The following is a 13,758-nucleotide window of genomic DNA, read 5'->3' as shown; positions in this document are numbered from 1 at the left end:
GTCACAATAAGTTTATCACTTCTTCTGCCTTTTTTAATACTTTCAACTAGTTATCGCTTAAGTAAGTGCCATTCAAATCTGTCCCCTTTTTTCCCCTTTTTTCGGTTCTTTTTTCGATCAAGCCCCGCCATAAATTAGACGACATCGATGAGGTAAACGGAACAATCACGGCGAGCAGCGTGTAGACAAACAAAGAGGCTCGCTCCCGTCCCAGGTCAGTCTCGGAAAAATGGGCTTGGAGAGGGCGAAGCAAATCGCGTAAAATGAACATGAATGAGGCCCTTTTGTTTGTGTAATCAATGATTTAGAAACCAATATTATACTACAAAAGGCGACCTCATTCACCCATAAGCTATTGTTTTTAATGAGATTCGCCATAGCCTAACAATCAATATTAGGATCAGCTAATGTTTCAGCTGAATATTAGAATTATCTGATATTCTTGCCCTCAAAAAATTGGGAAACTTCAGGTTGTAAAATCTTGTGTTAATTTTTTCTGCTACAAGAACAGCTGTATGTTGTCTTTTGGGGGCGCTTCTTTTTCTCTATATCCCAGTATTCGATCGTTCTGACAATGTGGGTTTCGTCTGTTTCTCCGAGCATCACTTCAATTTCATAGAGCTACTCATCTGAGCCTTTCATTAAAATATCTAAGCGACCACCAGAAGATTGCTTTTTTTCCTTTGAAACCAGCTCGATATCGCCCAAGCCAAGACATGTAGGATTTTGGCATATATAATCTTGCAGCCAGTATTCATCTAATCCATGATCTCTGACCGATACTAATTCTAATGTTTTTATATCTTGCACTGACCCGAATCCTCTTGAGCTCTAAAAAATAAATCTGTCCCCTTTTTTCCGCCGTGATTGATCAGCTAACGTAAAGGTGAGGGGCGCGGAGCCACGCTTTTTGGCGGAGCGTCCCTCTCGACCGCAAGGTTAGCAAGAAGGTAAATCTTCAGCCAAATTTTGAATATAGCCATAAGCCTTCTTTAGCCACTCCATGTATATCGACGCATAAATATTCAAAGCATCGGATTGTCCATTTTTTTCAGCTTCAATTGCTAGTAGGCGATGCTCATTTGCGAGTTTAATAGCCCAATGAGCTTTCATTACCTTCATGGAAATTGATATAGGCATTACCCCAATTGCTGATACTGGAAGCGGAGTCAGCGACGGCAACTCGGTTTTGCTGAAAACTTTTGCCTCAGTTGTAGCAAAGGGTCTCAAATGTTCCAAAATTACCGAAACTTCAGCTGATAGCGATTTAGACAAAAACTTTTTCTCGCGATACAGCCGAACCCAGTCCACAATCAACGTCAAGCCGACACCAAGAACGGCACCAAATAAAATTTTGATTAAGTCAGAAATTTCCATAACTCCAGCCTGCTAACGCTCAGCTCACCCGACGAAAACCGCGTAGCGGTTTTTGGTCAGGTGGAGCGTCGTGTTAGATTTTACGCCTGCTTGATATTAGAGATTAAATAGCGCTTAGTAACTCCTTTTGAGGTGAGAACGCGCTTGGCATCAATAAGCAGCTTTCCTTCGCCTTGCGCTTCCTGGGCGTAGTGCATTGACCATGTCAACAGTTGTTTCTGGGCAGAACTAACATCATCACCAATTTTGAATGATACGGTTCTATCTAGTTCATCATCATAGAACCTTCCATAACCTGACAATATATTGTATCGAGTGACGTTTCCGCGAATGTTGTGTGTGGTGGCATCTTCGACACGAAGCGATACTTTCTCCAAAGTTGACGAATCTAAACGAACAACCTCACCAATTCTTTGGCGCTTTATAGTAACAACCACATTTTCGTCTTTTTTGATTGGTCTGTGCGCTTGCTCAAGAGGAACCTCAAGGACCTCTTCCATTTCACCGATGAATGGTTCAATTCTCTCAGATAATTTTCGTACGTGCGGGGTTTCTGGTTCGTAGGCGATCTCTAGAGTTTTAGACCATGTCCACTTGATTAGGTCGTAGAATGCAGCAGCGGCAATGCTTGCACCAATAGCTTCTTTGTTTGTAATAACAAACGTTACTATCTGTTCAAAACTGCCTTTTCGTGATGGGTTAATATAGAGTTCACCACCTGCTATTTGGTGCCCTTTTTTCCGTATTTCGCCATCATTCAATAAGGCGTGAGCCGTAATAGATAGTGCTCTTGCAAAGCCCTGGAATGACACAGCTGCATCGTACATATCAAGACGGCCTTGTTCGGCATCACCATAATGATATTTTATGGCGAATGTGATTGATGTCATTTAGGTTCCCTCCGAATGCTTTTAGTAAATATCCCCCGGCAAAGCCGGGGGCTTTATGTTGTGAACCGCTCAAAGCGGTATAAGGGGTCGCTAACGCGGCCCCAATTTAATAGCCACCTAAAGGTGGCACTCAATTCCAAAGATTCAATTGTTCAATTCTCTGGTCTTCTTGTTCTTGGTGACGGATGTATTCTCGGATCATCGTTTCATCTCGACCCACTGTCGAAACAAAGTAACCCCGCGCCCAAAAGTGTTGCCCAACAAAATTTCGTTTCTTCTCTCCATAGACTCGAGCCAAATGGATTGCACTTTTGCCTTTGATAAAACCAATCACCTGGGAAACGGCGTATTTCGGCGGTATCGCGATCAACATATGCACATGATCCGGCATCAAATGCCCTTCTATAATCCGGCTTTCTTTCTGGCTCGCTAGCCTTCGAAATACCTCGCCCAAATGTTTACGCAACTCTTTATACAAAGTGCGACGCCGGCATTTGGGGATAAATACCACATGATATTTGCACTCCCATCGCGAGTGACTTAAGCTTTCATTCTCGTCCATCAGGTTCTCCTCTATCGTGTGCTTGGCGGTTCACGATGTTGAGTTTCCTGATGGACTCCTCTGAATGTCAAACTTTTGCTGTCTCCCCGGCAGAGCCGGGGGATTTCTCATTATTTGTTAAAATCTAACCAATGATTATCAGGTCAATTTTCCCTGATAAGTTGATAATTTCCGGTAATTCGGGCATATATTCCTGCATATCCTGAAAATCAGGCATTTTTGCCTTGATAAGTTGATATCAACAGACAAATCGAGAAAACCGGCCTGCATATTTTTGGGAATGACAGTAAGCGTTAAGTTGATTGTTGTCAAGCGCCCTACTTTGCTAGCTCTTCCCCAGATCGCCCCGACCTCTTCTCCCATAAGCGCCAACTTAAGACGCAAGACTTTGATTCACAGTTAAAAAATCAAGGTGTGACCACAACATAGAGTATTTTTACCGACGAAAGTGAAAATCTCTATGAAGCAGCCACAGCTAACAGATACCCTTTTTGATGACTTTTTGCAAGAGCTCCCAGCAGATTTCCAGGAGCAGGCCTATGAATTACAGGCGTTTGCACGGGCACGGAAAATCCGATCACCGTTGCAATTATTGCAGCTAGTCCTGTTGTATTGCGGACTGGACTTGTCGTTGCGCAGCTGTGCCGGCGAAGTTGCCAAGCTTCAAGGCTGTTTGAGCGACACGGCGGTGACCAAGCGACTGGTGGCCTGCGTGGTGTGGATCAAGTCGTTACTGAAGCGTGTGTTCGGATTGGATAAACAGATCAACAATGGCTCCTTGAATTTCATTGTGATTGACGGTTCGACCGTGCAAGAACCCGGTGCGAAAGAAACAACGTATCGCTTGCATGTGGCCATCGACCTGTTGAGCTTGACACTCCGCGAGGTCAACGTCACGACCGATAAAGTCGGCGAGAGCTTGGATCACTATCAGTTAGCCGCAGGTGATGTCGCGGTGGTTGATCGAGGCTACAACCAACCGAAGTCTTTAGTCCCGGTCATTGATCGCGGCGGCCACGTTGTGCTGCGCTACAATCCACACAGCATGACCCTTTACGAAAGGCGCAACGAACCGAAAAATGTCAAAATCGATTGGGAACAGCGCATACGCGATTTGAATGGTCAGCCGGGTGCGATACCGGTTTATCTGTGTCATCAAGACAAACGTATTGAAGGCGTGGTGCATGCCATGCCGTTACCGCCGGAACAGGCGGCGCAAGCACGCCGCAAAGCGAAACAACGCGCGCGTGATAAAGGTCGCACGGCGAGCCAAAAGACCTTGATGCTGAGCGGCTGGGTGTTGATTTTACTTCGCTCCCGAGTCGCTGCTCGACACGAAATCAATCGCTGAGCTCTACCGGGTTCGTTGGCAAGTGGAGCTGGTCATAAAGCGGCTAAAGAGCTTGCTCGATATCGACCGGCTACGCGCCCGAAAAGACAGCAAGCTGGCGGATTTGTATTTGCACGGCAAGTTACTGTTTGCTGCAGTGACTCAAAAATAGCGCAACGCCGATTCGGCCGAGCGGCCACCACAATGGACGGCGATCGTTCAATTACCCATTGGCGCTTATGGCGCACGATCGCCAATGAGATCAAGGCAGGACTTGGCTTGTTTTCAAAAATAGTACTTTATTGACGACTGCATAAAAAGCCTCTGTGAACGTCCGCGCAAGAGAAAGCTTCAGGGTTTGCCGGATCGAGTTTTGGAGCTCATTACTGAATGTCGGGATTTAGGTGTTAGCCTTTTTTAATCAATTACTTAGATGCTTAAGTTGGCGCTTATGACCTCTTCTCCTTCTCGAGGCCACAGTGTTCATTCTCAAAAAAGAGGACAAAAAGGGAACAGATTTATTTTTCATGCAGCGAGTAATTTTTCCGTGTGCAGCAAATTGTTAAGTTTCATTAGCTTCGATCTCTTTGAGCTGAATGCCTTGTGAATTTTTCCAATTCGTAAGGCCATTTGTATTACCTCCACGAACAACGCTACCAGCGGTGCTTGGTGAGCCAAACTCTATGTCTTTGGTAAATACTAGGTGATCGCCTTCTTGCAAAAGAACCCCCTTTTCAATCAACTGTTCTCTTTTGGCTCGCATACGCTTCGCAGAAGCTCTGTGCTCTAAGACAGCCTGCGAACCAGCAAAGACAATAAAACCGTTTGCAGTTCGTTTCCCCGTGGCAGTGAGCCCCTTTATTTTGCAATAAGGAGTTGAAGACATTTTTCCAGAAAAACATCCATCTCTGCCGCATCTGACTCTGGAAGTCTTGCTCCGCTACTTGCAGAGTTCATAACAATGGCAACGCCATTGTTGTTTGCTCTTTCGATTAGTACACCCTCTATATAGCGTATATGGGCTTTCGTCAGATTCTCATCTTTAGAAACAAAGACTGTTGCAGCATTCCAAAAGTCCTTTGTTGCATGACCTTTCAACCTATTTGTGACATTTTCGGCTTCACCAATATAAATAGCTCTATCACCCGATTCTGGGTCGACGCCTGTTAGAAGATAGAATCCTGGGTTTGCAAGCTCCTCTCGTTTCAAAAGGTCTGAAATCTCTGTTCTTGGCGCGGCGATGGCTTTGCCAGACCAATTTGACAGCTCTGCCGTCCTTAGTCCGCTTGGACTTCCGTGAACCAGGAATATTTTTATTGTTGCTGCTTGCAATGAACTCTCCTTGAAACTTAACGCTTCGCATCACCAGCCGCTAAAAGAAGTGCGAAGCGGCACTTTTGGCGGTCTGAGTGAATGCGATTGTCATGTACTTTGTGCTTTAAGTGGGAATCTTTCAATATGTTCAATGATTTCTTCGGTCAAATCCACATCAATATCTGGCCAATAAAAATGACCAGGCGATTGTTCTTCAACATTAATGACTGAACTTATCGCCTGATCTTTAAACCAGGGAAAATCTTTATACGACATAAAAAGTTCTTTTCCATGACTATAAAGCCAAACACCATGTGTAGAAATATTGGTTACTTCAACTGCCGAAGTGTTGTTTCCATGCGCCAATGAGTTCATTGTAATGAGCCTCCACAAGTGATTCGATTGTTTTCAATTGCTTTCTTGAATAATTATAATTCTTTGCCAATTCAATTTCTGGCTCAAGCCAAAACTTTGCCTCTCCTTCTCCTGATACTACATGGACGTGCATACGTTCCTCTTCTCGTGAGAAAAAGAAAAAACGGTATCCATCTTCTCTAAATACTGTTGGACTCATAACTTCATATTTACCAGTACATAATGAATGATTACCCAGATCTGCACATCTCATTCATTAGAAATGCAAATCCCCCCTTCTGTATTGAAAACCTTGTAGCTCTAAACGGCATAACATACTTATTTTCATGATAAACAGATTTAGATATCTCCAGTATAATATTTCCCATCGTATTACCTAGCTGTCTTCGATTGGTCAAACTCTAGACGCTTTTGTCGTCCCCCTAAGCCTGCACCGCCCCCGCTAGCTCATCAATTTTGTTCAGCAAGGCCTGATATTCGGCGGATTGATATTTCGCATAATTCAGATTCTTGAACAAACCGGTCAAGCGCACGAAATATTCTCTGGCCTGGCTCTGATCGCCGAAGCGGTAATCGGCCGTCACCAGTTTGACTAACAGCTTGAAGTTTTCTTTTTGTCGCTGTATCGGCACCGCGACATCGACCTCGTCGAAGGCGTCCTGCTGCAAATAAACCATGTCTACGAACAATGCCTCCTGATAAGTCACATAATCCGCCAAAGTGATGCCCTCTTCCCCGGCGACCTGTATCATTTGATAAATATCATCACCGCGTTTCAGTAATGCCAGCACCGCCAATACCTGACCGCTCCAGCCTGGCTCCAGTTCGCGTTCATACCAGTCGTGCAGCTGTTCGAGATATCTGGACCAGGAAATCAGCGGGTCCACGGCCGGATAGAAACGCTTATAGGCCCGTTCTGCACTGAGCCCCAAAAATGTCTTAACGGTATTCAGCGTCGACTGGGTGACCGGCTCTTCAAAGTTGCCGCCGGCCGGCGACACCGTACCGATCATCGTCAAGCTGCCGCGGCTGCCGTCGGCGGTCACCAGCATGCCGGCCCGTTCATAGATCGATTTGATCGAGGAATCCAGGTAGGCTGGAAAGGCTTCTTCTCCGGGAATCTCCTCCAGGCGGGCGGAAGTCTCCCGCATCGCCTGCGCCCAGCGCGAGGTGGAATCGGCCAGCAACAGCACATTCAATCCCATCTGGCGATAATATTCACCGAGGGTAATGCCGGTATAGATCGAGGCTTCGCGGGCGGCGACCGGCATAGACGAGGTATTGCAGATGATGATGGTTCTATCCATCAGCGAACCGCTGCCTTTAGGGTCCGATAACTGCGGAAATTCTGTGATCGTTTCGACCACCTCGCCGGCCCGTTCTCCGCAGGCGACGACGATGACGATATCGACGTCGGAATTACGCGAGATCAGATTCTGCAAGACCGTTTTGCCGGCGCCGAACGGGCCCGGGATACAGCCGGTGCCGCCCTCGGCAATCGGAAAAAAGGTGTCGATCAAACGCAGATGGGTGATCAAAGGCCGGTCGGGATACTGACGTTCGGCGAGGTTATGCATAAGCAGCTGTCTCGGCAACGGAATCCTGACCGGCCAGCTTTGTTTCAAGTAAATATTCTGCTCCCGACCGTTTTTCAAGCGGATCACCGCCACTGCTTCTTCGATGCTGACGGCGCCCTCCTGAATCCAGATCACTTCGGCTTCTCCACCGACATCGAAGGGCACCATAATTTTATGTGTGAAGCGTCGTTCAACGACGGTGCCGATGACCGAGCCGGCCGTGACCTTTTCGCCGCTCTGCACGATCGGCGTGAAAGCCCATTTGCTGTTAACGTCCAGAGCCGGCAAATCGACGCCTCTGGGCAGGAAATAGCCGTATTCTTTGCCGAGCAAATCCAACGGATTTTGCAAGCCATCATAAACCTGCCCAAGCAACCCCGGCCCCAACTCCACCGACAACATTCGGCCGCTCTGCTCGACCGGATCGCCGACGGCGATCCCGGCGGTGCTTTCATAGACTTGGGCGTCGGCGCGGTCGCCGTGTATCCGCAATACTTCGGCTTTCAGACGCTCGGTGTACCTGGCTGTGCTTCGGGAAGGCAGGATATAGACCAACTCGTTCTTGGTCAGCGCCTTATCGACGCCCGGCAACGACTGAATCGAAACGATGTCATCCTGAACGGCAATGACTTTTGCGCTTGCCTGTGTCTCTGTATTCATTGATAAAATCCGTCAAAAACACCTTGTAAACGTTGCTCGACGATATCGGAGAAACGTTGCACCGCCTGTTGCTTATGATAATGATTCCAGCGATTGATCACGTCCCAGCGCAGCACATAAATGATAACCGCCTCAAAATCGAAATAATGACCGTTGCCCTGTTGTTCGTAGTGCCGCCATACCAGATTCAGCAGAAATTTTTCCAGCGCCAGACTGTCTTGGTTTCTGATCAGGGTATTGGCCTGATCCAGCCACGGCAACTGACGACCGATGCCGAAATCGGCCTGCTCCCAGTTTTTTTCGATAAACAAATTCCACCGCCCGACCCCCAGCGCGGACTTGTCCGGAGGCGTCTTCATGCCCTGATGACGCTTTCTTAACGCGGCGATGACGGTGCGTAATTCCAAACGCCAGGTGATTACCTGGCGAAAAAAAACATTATGAAGCGTCTCCAATATCGCCGAGGTATGAGCGATAAAATTCTCATCGCTGGCATCGGGTATTTTCGACCAATACAACAAGGATTGTATCTTGGCCAGGTCCTCGGCATCCTGGGGCTCCAGCCACTGTAAACGTTTCTGCAGCTGAATCTCGGAAATCGGCGTCTGCTTGGCGGCGTACAGGTCGGGCTTATGCGGCGGCAGGCTGGCCATCAACATCGCATATTTGAAACGTTCGGCGATCATTTTACGATGCCCTGCAGCAAAGCCCTGAAGCGCGGCTGTATATGCTCCAGCAACAAGGCGGCCACAGTTTGGTCACTGAAATCGATGACCATTTCCTCGTTTTCCAGCTTGATAAACAAACCGCCGCTCAGATCGTCATTGATCTCGAACCTGACTCCCTCCCGCAACATCTCGGCGGCGAGCGAGGCGGTATATTGCGATAACGCCCCCTGTTTCAGTTCTTCGGGGTTCTTTTTCAGTTCTTCCACGCCGATCACATCGGTCGGCAACTGCATGGCGACGGACTCGCTGCGGTCCATCGCGGTTTTTTCCCGCACCGAACCGGCCAGCTCCAGTATCAGTTTTTCCATAAAGGTACGGTCTTGCATTTGTTCGCCGACCACGCGGCCGACTTCCTGGCTGAAGCCGTTGAGCAAGGAGTCGCGCAGTTTGATCAGCGCATCTCTCGCCGCCAATTGCAAGGCATCCTGAGCTGCCGCCTGCATCGACTCGACGTCTTGTCTCGCTTGCTCCTTCAGCTGACGGGCTTCTTCTTCGGCTTCTTCGACGATCCATTCGGCGCGTTTTTGCGCATCGAGTACGATGGCTTCGGCCTTCTTCTGTCCGGCGGCCAAGCCTTCGTTCTTAAGTCGCTCGATCAATGCCTCCACGCCCGAGGAAGCAATTTGTTGTTTCTCCGTCATACCGGCGCCTGCGCGATGCCTGCGCTAATCACCAAGGCGAAGATGAAGGCAAACACGGCAAAACCTTCGACGATGGCGGCCGGGGCAATCGAAAGCCCGAAGATTTCCGGCTTGGCCTTGGCGGCATGGATCGCCGAGGCGCAACACTGGCCTTGATAAACCGCGCTGAATAACAAAGCGAATCCCGACAGCAAGCCGATCGCGAAGATGCCGGCGGCATTATCTCCGGCGATGGGGCGATTCAACGTAAACATAATCACGATGCCGTAAATGACCTGCGACGAAGGCATCGCCGATACGCCAACATAACGGCCATAGCCGCTCTCGGTGTCCAGCATCGCGCCAATCGCCGCCTGTCCGGCTATCGCGCAACCGATGATGCTTCCGATCGCACCGAGCGCCATCGGCGCATATAAGCCCAACCAACCCAGCACCAGCATAATTTCAATCATGTTCACCCACCCTTCCGTGAAAAAGCCTTAAACGGATAACCTTCATCAGACACACTCCAATTATAAAACTCGATAAAATTAAGCCGTAAGCCATGCACCAGGCCGCTCATCAAGCATAACAGCAAATTCAGGCCGTGCCCGAACAGCAAGATCAACAGGCTGAACAACAAACCGACGCCAGGCACCGAATGATAAACCTGGCCAGCCAGCTGATTAAAGGTCAAGGCCAGCGAGGCGCTGGCCAAGCCCAGCGCAAACAAGCGCATATAGCTTAAGACATCACCGAAAATCCGGGTAACGCCGGTCAAACTTTTAAGGCCTTGCAATAATCGCCAGAGCAGATCCACCGGTTGACGAACCGGCCGCTCGCTGTTGAAGCCTAACACGAATATCGCAGCCAAGGTCAACAGGGCATAAGCGGCGATCCGTCCGCTTTCATTAGCCTGTTCCAGCGCTAACCAATAAGTAAAGCCGCCGATGACGGCAAGCACCCAGCCGAGCGGCGCCAGCGCCGATAAGCGACGCCTGTTCTGATAGAACTTGACCAGATTGGCGAGCGCAATATGGCCGACCCCGACGCCGATCGACAACCGCATCATACTGTCAAAATCTTGCAAATCAAAGATCTTCAGTTTCGCGATAAAGCCTTGGCCGGTCGGCGCTAGCCCGAAATAGCTGCCGGTCAGCACTCCCCAAACCAGCGAACAGCCGATCGTGACGGCGGCCAGCATGCGCAGACGCCGCCTGCTCTTACTACGTTTCAGCGAGGACCATTTCAACATCAGCAACACCCCGAACACAAGGGCATAACCGGCATCCGACAAAATCATCGCAAAAAACAGGGCGAAGGAAAAAAACACCACAACCGACGGGTCCCAATCGAAATAACTAGGGGTCTGATAAAAACTAATGACCTCCTCGCCGCCGGCCAGCTCTTCCTGGTTGGACAGCAACGTCGGCGGTTTGTCATTCGGTTCGGGGTCGCTGAACTGTATCGCCAAACCATGGAACTTGGCAAAATCAGCGTAACGTTCGGTTTCGCTGGCCGGAATCCAAGCTTGAGAGACAAACACCGGATCGCTGTCCAGCGTCATCGTATGAGCGACCTTCAAATCGGCATGCTCTTCATTTTTAACCAGACTTAACGAGATCAAGGTAATCCAGCGGGTTAGCGATTCCCGCTCCGCCTGCAGATCCTCCAGCCGCAGTTCGGTCTGTTGCAGCTGTTTTTTCAATTGCGACAGCGGCACCCGACCGGTATGGGTGCGGGCGACCGGCAACGCGGTGCTGTCGGGTTCTTGTTCCGATAACACGACGACATAACAATACAAATTGTCCTGATGCACGACTTGATAAACGAGCGCCTTATTCAGTTTGTGCATCAAGCGTTTCGGAACGATGTAAAACCATAATTGGATCGGGCCCAAATCGTCCTTTTCCGTCAGTTGGAAATCTCCCCAAGGTTCGATTTCGGCGATGCGTTTCAGCAGAAAATCGCGTTGATCGGATAACAGGCGGCATTCGTAGCGCACCTTGGCGACATTGTCGACCACCGTCTCCAAATTGAACTCTTCGTCATCATGAACCTGATGGCGCTTGTTACGGCACTGCATCAGGTATTTCAACGCATTGACGGCTTTTTCGGTGATGTGCTGGGTTGCGGTCTGTGCAGACTCCGGCATCTCGGTCAATGGAATCAAATGGGCGCCGCCCAGGGCCTGCAATTGGTGCAGTATGGACGCTTTTTCGTCGAGCAGACCGCATAAGGTCATTCTTTTTAGGCTGACGATGCTCATGATGCATGCCTGAGTCGTTTTTGCTTGGTGATTTTGGCGCGAATCACCGCCGCTCTTTCGCTATCCGACAGGAAGATGCGAATCTTACGTATATTTTTTTCGGCTTTGGGAATCAATATCTTATCGAACAGATTGACCCGCTGGGTCACCTTTTTGACTGCATGATCCAACAATTCCAAGCGTCTGCGTTCAACTTGCAACTGTATCTTTAGCGTCAGCATCTCCTTCAATTTGCGGACATAGAGGTCGACCCAGTGCGGCTTGCAGAAAAATGAATAAGCTTTTTCGCTGATGTCGATATCGGCTAGCCGGGGAATTTCGACGCCCACCCGATTTTCTTGTTCAATCCGTATATCGTTGACGGCGACCAGCTCGGCCAGCTTGATATTCTCATCGGCCAACATCGGCAAGTTGTCACGGACAAACTGTAGCGTTTGTTCTATCTGCTGTTGCGTCGCCCGCATTTGTTTCATGGCCTTCGCCCGTTCGGCAATTAGTTGCTGGCGCTTCAAATCCAGCGAAGGCAGATACTGACGATAGCGCTTCAACAGGGCGCTTTGCTTGTGCAGCGACGCTTTACTGTATTGCAGTCTGCTCATGGCGCGGATAATATTTATCAATCAAGGACTGCTTCATTAACAATTCACTGTCATCGAAACATTCGGCCAGCGTCTGCCAGCATAAATCGAGAGCGTCTTCGAGACTGATGGAAACATTGATATCCATGAAGCGTTCTCTGAACAGGCGGCCAAACCTTAGCAGATTATGATCATGTTCGGATAAATCAAAGGCCATCGCCTGTTTCTGCTCGGCGTCATTGGCGCCCGAATAAAAACGAATCATCGTGTTCATGATCTGGGCGTGATCTTCGCGAGTCACCTTGCCGATGACATGCTGTTTCAGCCTCGACAATGAACCGAAAGGGTCGAGCATGCGGTCATGCAGATAAAACTGGCCCTCGGTGATATAACCGGTATTGTCGGGCACCGGATGGGTCACGTCGTTGCCAGGCATCGTCGTAACCGACAGTATCGTCACCGAACCGGCGCCGTGGTAATCGCAGGCTTTTTCATAGCGTTTGGCCAATTGTGAATACAGATCGCCCATATAACCGCGATTGGAAGGCACATGCTCCATCGACACGCCGACTTCCTTCATCGCATCGGCGTAAGCGGTCATGTCGGTCATCAGCACCAAGACTCTTTTCCCCTCCTCGACGGCGAAACGCTCGGCGACCGTCAACGCCATGTCCGGCACCAGCAAACGCTCGACGATCGGGTCGGAAGCCAGGTTCGTAAACATCACCGTGCGCGCGAAAACACCGGCCTGCTCGAACTGGGAGCGAAAAAAATAGAAATCATCGAAAATCAATCCCAAGCCGGCGAAGACGACGATATCGGCGTCGGCCTGTATGCCGATCCGGGCCAGGAAGGCATTATAGGGTTCGCCGGAAATCGAAAATATGGGGATTTTCTGGCTTTCGACCAGACAGTTGAACAGGTCGATCATCGGCACATTGGTGCGGATCATTTTCGATGCCATCACCCGCCTCATCGGATTGACCGACGCGCTTTCGATCGCGACCTTAGGGTCCGGTTGCAATGATGAGCCGCCGTCCATCGGTTCGCCCACGCCATTGAAGAGCCGGCCTAGAATATTATTGGAATAGGTCACCCTCATCGAATGACCGAGAAAACGCACCGATGCGTGGGTGGAAATGCCCTGGGTTCCGGAGAAAATCTGCAGCGCTATGTCGTTGCCGTCGATTTTAATGACCTGGGCCAAAGAATGTAGGCCATTTTCATCCTCGATCTTGGCCAAATCGCCGAAACGCGGCGTGATCTCATCCAATATATCCATGTTGGCAAGCCTGATCGTGATGATATTACCGACGATAGACTTGATATTGTGATGCCTGACCATGTTTTCAATCACAAACCATCCTCCTGTTTAAATGAGCTCAATTTTCCCCATTCTTTGAATACGGCTCGCTAAAACCGGGAAACATCGTTCTCCGCCCCCTCAGTTCGGTTTAAGAAACGTAAAAAGCATCAGG

Annotated in this window: 18 protein-coding genes; 2 read left to right on the top strand and 16 right to left on the bottom strand. The window is 49.3% G+C overall.

Annotation, left to right across the window (positions count from 1 at the left end):
* Positions 1 to 46 precede the first annotated feature (46 nt).
* The 5 genes from Q9L42_RS12975 to tnpA form a co-directional block, all read right to left on the bottom strand.
* On the bottom strand, positions 47 to 271 hold the full coding sequence (locus Q9L42_RS12975; protein ID WP_305907968.1) for a hypothetical protein: 225 nt from the start codon (positions 269 to 271) through the stop codon (positions 47 to 49).
* A 350-nt stretch (positions 272 to 621) separates the two neighbouring features.
* Positions 622 to 810, bottom strand: coding sequence for a hypothetical protein (locus Q9L42_RS12970; protein WP_349431199.1), 189 nt, complete (start codon positions 808 to 810; stop codon positions 622 to 624).
* A 129-nt stretch (positions 811 to 939) separates the two neighbouring features.
* Complete coding sequence (locus Q9L42_RS12965) at positions 940 to 1,377, bottom strand: hypothetical protein (protein ID WP_305907970.1); 438 nt, start codon at positions 1,375 to 1,377, stop codon at positions 940 to 942.
* Between the two features lie 80 nt (positions 1,378 to 1,457).
* Positions 1,458 to 2,267, bottom strand: a complete 810-nt coding sequence (locus Q9L42_RS12960) for a hypothetical protein (RefSeq protein ID WP_305907971.1) — start codon at positions 2,265 to 2,267, stop codon at positions 1,458 to 1,460.
* Positions 2,268 to 2,397: 130 nt separating this feature from the next.
* Positions 2,398 to 2,829 (bottom strand): IS200/IS605 family transposase, encoded by a 432-nt coding sequence (tnpA, locus tag Q9L42_RS12955; RefSeq protein WP_305907972.1) that lies wholly within the window; start codon positions 2,827 to 2,829, stop codon positions 2,398 to 2,400.
* Positions 2,830 to 3,289: 460 nt separating this feature from the next.
* On the opposite strand from tnpA, the gene Q9L42_RS12950 reads away from it, so the two are divergent.
* Positions 3,290 to 4,180 carry a transposase gene (locus tag Q9L42_RS12950; protein ID WP_349431198.1) on the top strand — a complete coding sequence of 297 codons (891 nt, stop codon included), beginning with the start codon at positions 3,290 to 3,292 and terminating at the stop codon, positions 4,178 to 4,180.
* Entirely contained in the window at positions 4,155 to 4,331 is a 177-nt protein-coding gene (locus Q9L42_RS12945) for a transposase (RefSeq protein ID WP_349432756.1), read from the top strand. The genes Q9L42_RS12950 and Q9L42_RS12945 overlap by 26 nt, the downstream gene beginning before the upstream one ends.
* 390 nt (positions 4,332 to 4,721) lie before the next feature.
* Here the strand turns inward: Q9L42_RS12945 and Q9L42_RS12940 are convergent, their stop codons facing one another.
* From Q9L42_RS12940 to Q9L42_RS12890, 11 genes are all read right to left on the bottom strand, one after another.
* Complete coding sequence (locus Q9L42_RS12940) at positions 4,722 to 5,045, bottom strand: DUF4357 domain-containing protein (protein ID WP_305907974.1); 324 nt, start codon at positions 5,043 to 5,045, stop codon at positions 4,722 to 4,724.
* Positions 5,018 to 5,491 (bottom strand): GIY-YIG nuclease family protein, encoded by a 474-nt coding sequence (locus tag Q9L42_RS12935; RefSeq protein WP_305907975.1) that lies wholly within the window; start codon positions 5,489 to 5,491, stop codon positions 5,018 to 5,020. Before Q9L42_RS12935 ends, Q9L42_RS12940 begins: the two co-directional genes overlap by 28 nt.
* Positions 5,492 to 5,581: 90 nt before the next feature.
* Complete coding sequence (locus tag Q9L42_RS12930) at positions 5,582 to 5,848, bottom strand: DUF2442 domain-containing protein (RefSeq protein ID WP_305907976.1); 267 nt, start codon at positions 5,846 to 5,848, stop codon at positions 5,582 to 5,584.
* Complete coding sequence (locus Q9L42_RS12925; RefSeq protein ID WP_305907977.1) at positions 5,808 to 6,047, bottom strand: DUF4160 domain-containing protein; 240 nt, start codon at positions 6,045 to 6,047, stop codon at positions 5,808 to 5,810. Before Q9L42_RS12925 ends, Q9L42_RS12930 begins: the two co-directional genes overlap by 41 nt.
* A gap of 223 nt (positions 6,048 to 6,270) precedes the next feature.
* Positions 6,271 to 8,085, bottom strand: coding sequence for a V-type ATP synthase subunit A (locus Q9L42_RS12920; RefSeq protein WP_305907978.1), 1,815 nt, complete (start codon positions 8,083 to 8,085; stop codon positions 6,271 to 6,273).
* Positions 8,082 to 8,771: a DUF2764 family protein gene (locus Q9L42_RS12915; protein WP_349431197.1), complete on the bottom strand. Its 690-nt coding sequence runs from the start codon at positions 8,769 to 8,771 to the stop codon at positions 8,082 to 8,084. The genes Q9L42_RS12920 and Q9L42_RS12915 overlap by 4 nt, the downstream gene beginning before the upstream one ends.
* Positions 8,768 to 9,454 (bottom strand): hypothetical protein, encoded by a 687-nt coding sequence (locus Q9L42_RS12910; protein ID WP_349431196.1) that lies wholly within the window; start codon positions 9,452 to 9,454, stop codon positions 8,768 to 8,770. Before Q9L42_RS12910 ends, Q9L42_RS12915 begins: the two co-directional genes overlap by 4 nt.
* A complete protein-coding gene (locus Q9L42_RS12905) occupies positions 9,451 to 9,906 on the bottom strand; it encodes an ATP synthase subunit C (RefSeq protein WP_305907983.1) in 456 nt (151 codons plus the stop codon). Before Q9L42_RS12905 ends, Q9L42_RS12910 begins: the two co-directional genes overlap by 4 nt.
* Positions 9,907 to 9,908: 2 nt before the next feature.
* Entirely contained in the window at positions 9,909 to 11,702 is a 1,794-nt protein-coding gene (locus tag Q9L42_RS12900) for a V-type ATP synthase subunit I (protein ID WP_305907984.1), read from the bottom strand.
* The gene (locus Q9L42_RS12895; RefSeq protein WP_305907985.1) at positions 11,699 to 12,301 is read right to left on the bottom strand and encodes a V-type ATP synthase subunit D; all 603 of its coding nucleotides are present in this window, start codon (positions 12,299 to 12,301) and stop codon (positions 11,699 to 11,701) included. The genes Q9L42_RS12900 and Q9L42_RS12895 overlap by 4 nt, the downstream gene beginning before the upstream one ends.
* On the bottom strand, positions 12,279 to 13,637 hold the full coding sequence (locus Q9L42_RS12890) for a V-type ATP synthase subunit B (RefSeq protein WP_305907986.1): 1,359 nt from the start codon (positions 13,635 to 13,637) through the stop codon (positions 12,279 to 12,281). Before Q9L42_RS12890 ends, Q9L42_RS12895 begins: the two co-directional genes overlap by 23 nt.
* Positions 13,638 to 13,758 lie beyond the last annotated feature (121 nt).

The organism is Methylomarinum sp. Ch1-1 (assembly GCF_030717995.2).
Lineage (GTDB): Bacteria > Pseudomonadota > Gammaproteobacteria > Methylococcales > Methylomonadaceae > Methylomarinum > Methylomarinum roseum.
Note: the sequence above shows the minus strand (reverse complement) of the source record. Positions and strands in the feature narration are given on the sequence as shown.

What these genes read in the sequence shown, in the direction of transcription:
- Q9L42_RS12975 (WP_305907968.1), bottom strand. Translation starts at nt 271, where the DNA reads ATGTTCATTTTACGCGATTTGCTTCGCCCTCTCCAAGCCCATTTTTCC.
- Q9L42_RS12965 (WP_305907970.1), bottom strand. Translation starts at nt 1,377, where the DNA reads ATGGAAATTTCTGACTTAATCAAAATTTTATTTGGTGCCGTTCTTGGT.
- Q9L42_RS12960 (WP_305907971.1), bottom strand. Translation starts at nt 2,267, where the DNA reads ATGACATCAATCACATTCGCCATAAAATATCATTATGGTGATGCCGAA.
- tnpA (WP_305907972.1), bottom strand. Translation starts at nt 2,829, where the DNA reads ATGGACGAGAATGAAAGCTTAAGTCACTCGCGATGGGAGTGCAAATAT.
- Q9L42_RS12950 (WP_349431198.1), top strand. Translation starts at nt 3,290, where the DNA reads ATGAAGCAGCCACAGCTAACAGATACCCTTTTTGATGACTTTTTGCAA.
- Q9L42_RS12940 (WP_305907974.1), bottom strand. Translation starts at nt 5,045, where the DNA reads ATGTCTTCAACTCCTTATTGCAAAATAAAGGGGCTCACTGCCACGGGG.
- Q9L42_RS12930 (WP_305907976.1), bottom strand. Translation starts at nt 5,848, where the DNA reads ATGAACTCATTGGCGCATGGAAACAACACTTCGGCAGTTGAAGTAACC.
- Q9L42_RS12925 (WP_305907977.1), bottom strand. Translation starts at nt 6,047, where the DNA reads ATGAGTCCAACAGTATTTAGAGAAGATGGATACCGTTTTTTCTTTTTC.
- Q9L42_RS12920 (WP_305907978.1), bottom strand. Translation starts at nt 8,085, where the DNA reads ATGAATACAGAGACACAGGCAAGCGCAAAAGTCATTGCCGTTCAGGAT.
- Q9L42_RS12915 (WP_349431197.1), bottom strand. Translation starts at nt 8,771, where the DNA reads ATGATCGCCGAACGTTTCAAATATGCGATGTTGATGGCCAGCCTGCCG.
- Q9L42_RS12910 (WP_349431196.1), bottom strand. Translation starts at nt 9,454, where the DNA reads ATGACGGAGAAACAACAAATTGCTTCCTCGGGCGTGGAGGCATTGATC.
- Q9L42_RS12905 (WP_305907983.1), bottom strand. Translation starts at nt 9,906, where the DNA reads ATGATTGAAATTATGCTGGTGCTGGGTTGGTTGGGCTTATATGCGCCG.
- Q9L42_RS12900 (WP_305907984.1), bottom strand. Translation starts at nt 11,702, where the DNA reads ATGAGCATCGTCAGCCTAAAAAGAATGACCTTATGCGGTCTGCTCGAC.
- Q9L42_RS12895 (WP_305907985.1), bottom strand. Translation starts at nt 12,301, where the DNA reads ATGAGCAGACTGCAATACAGTAAAGCGTCGCTGCACAAGCAAAGCGCC.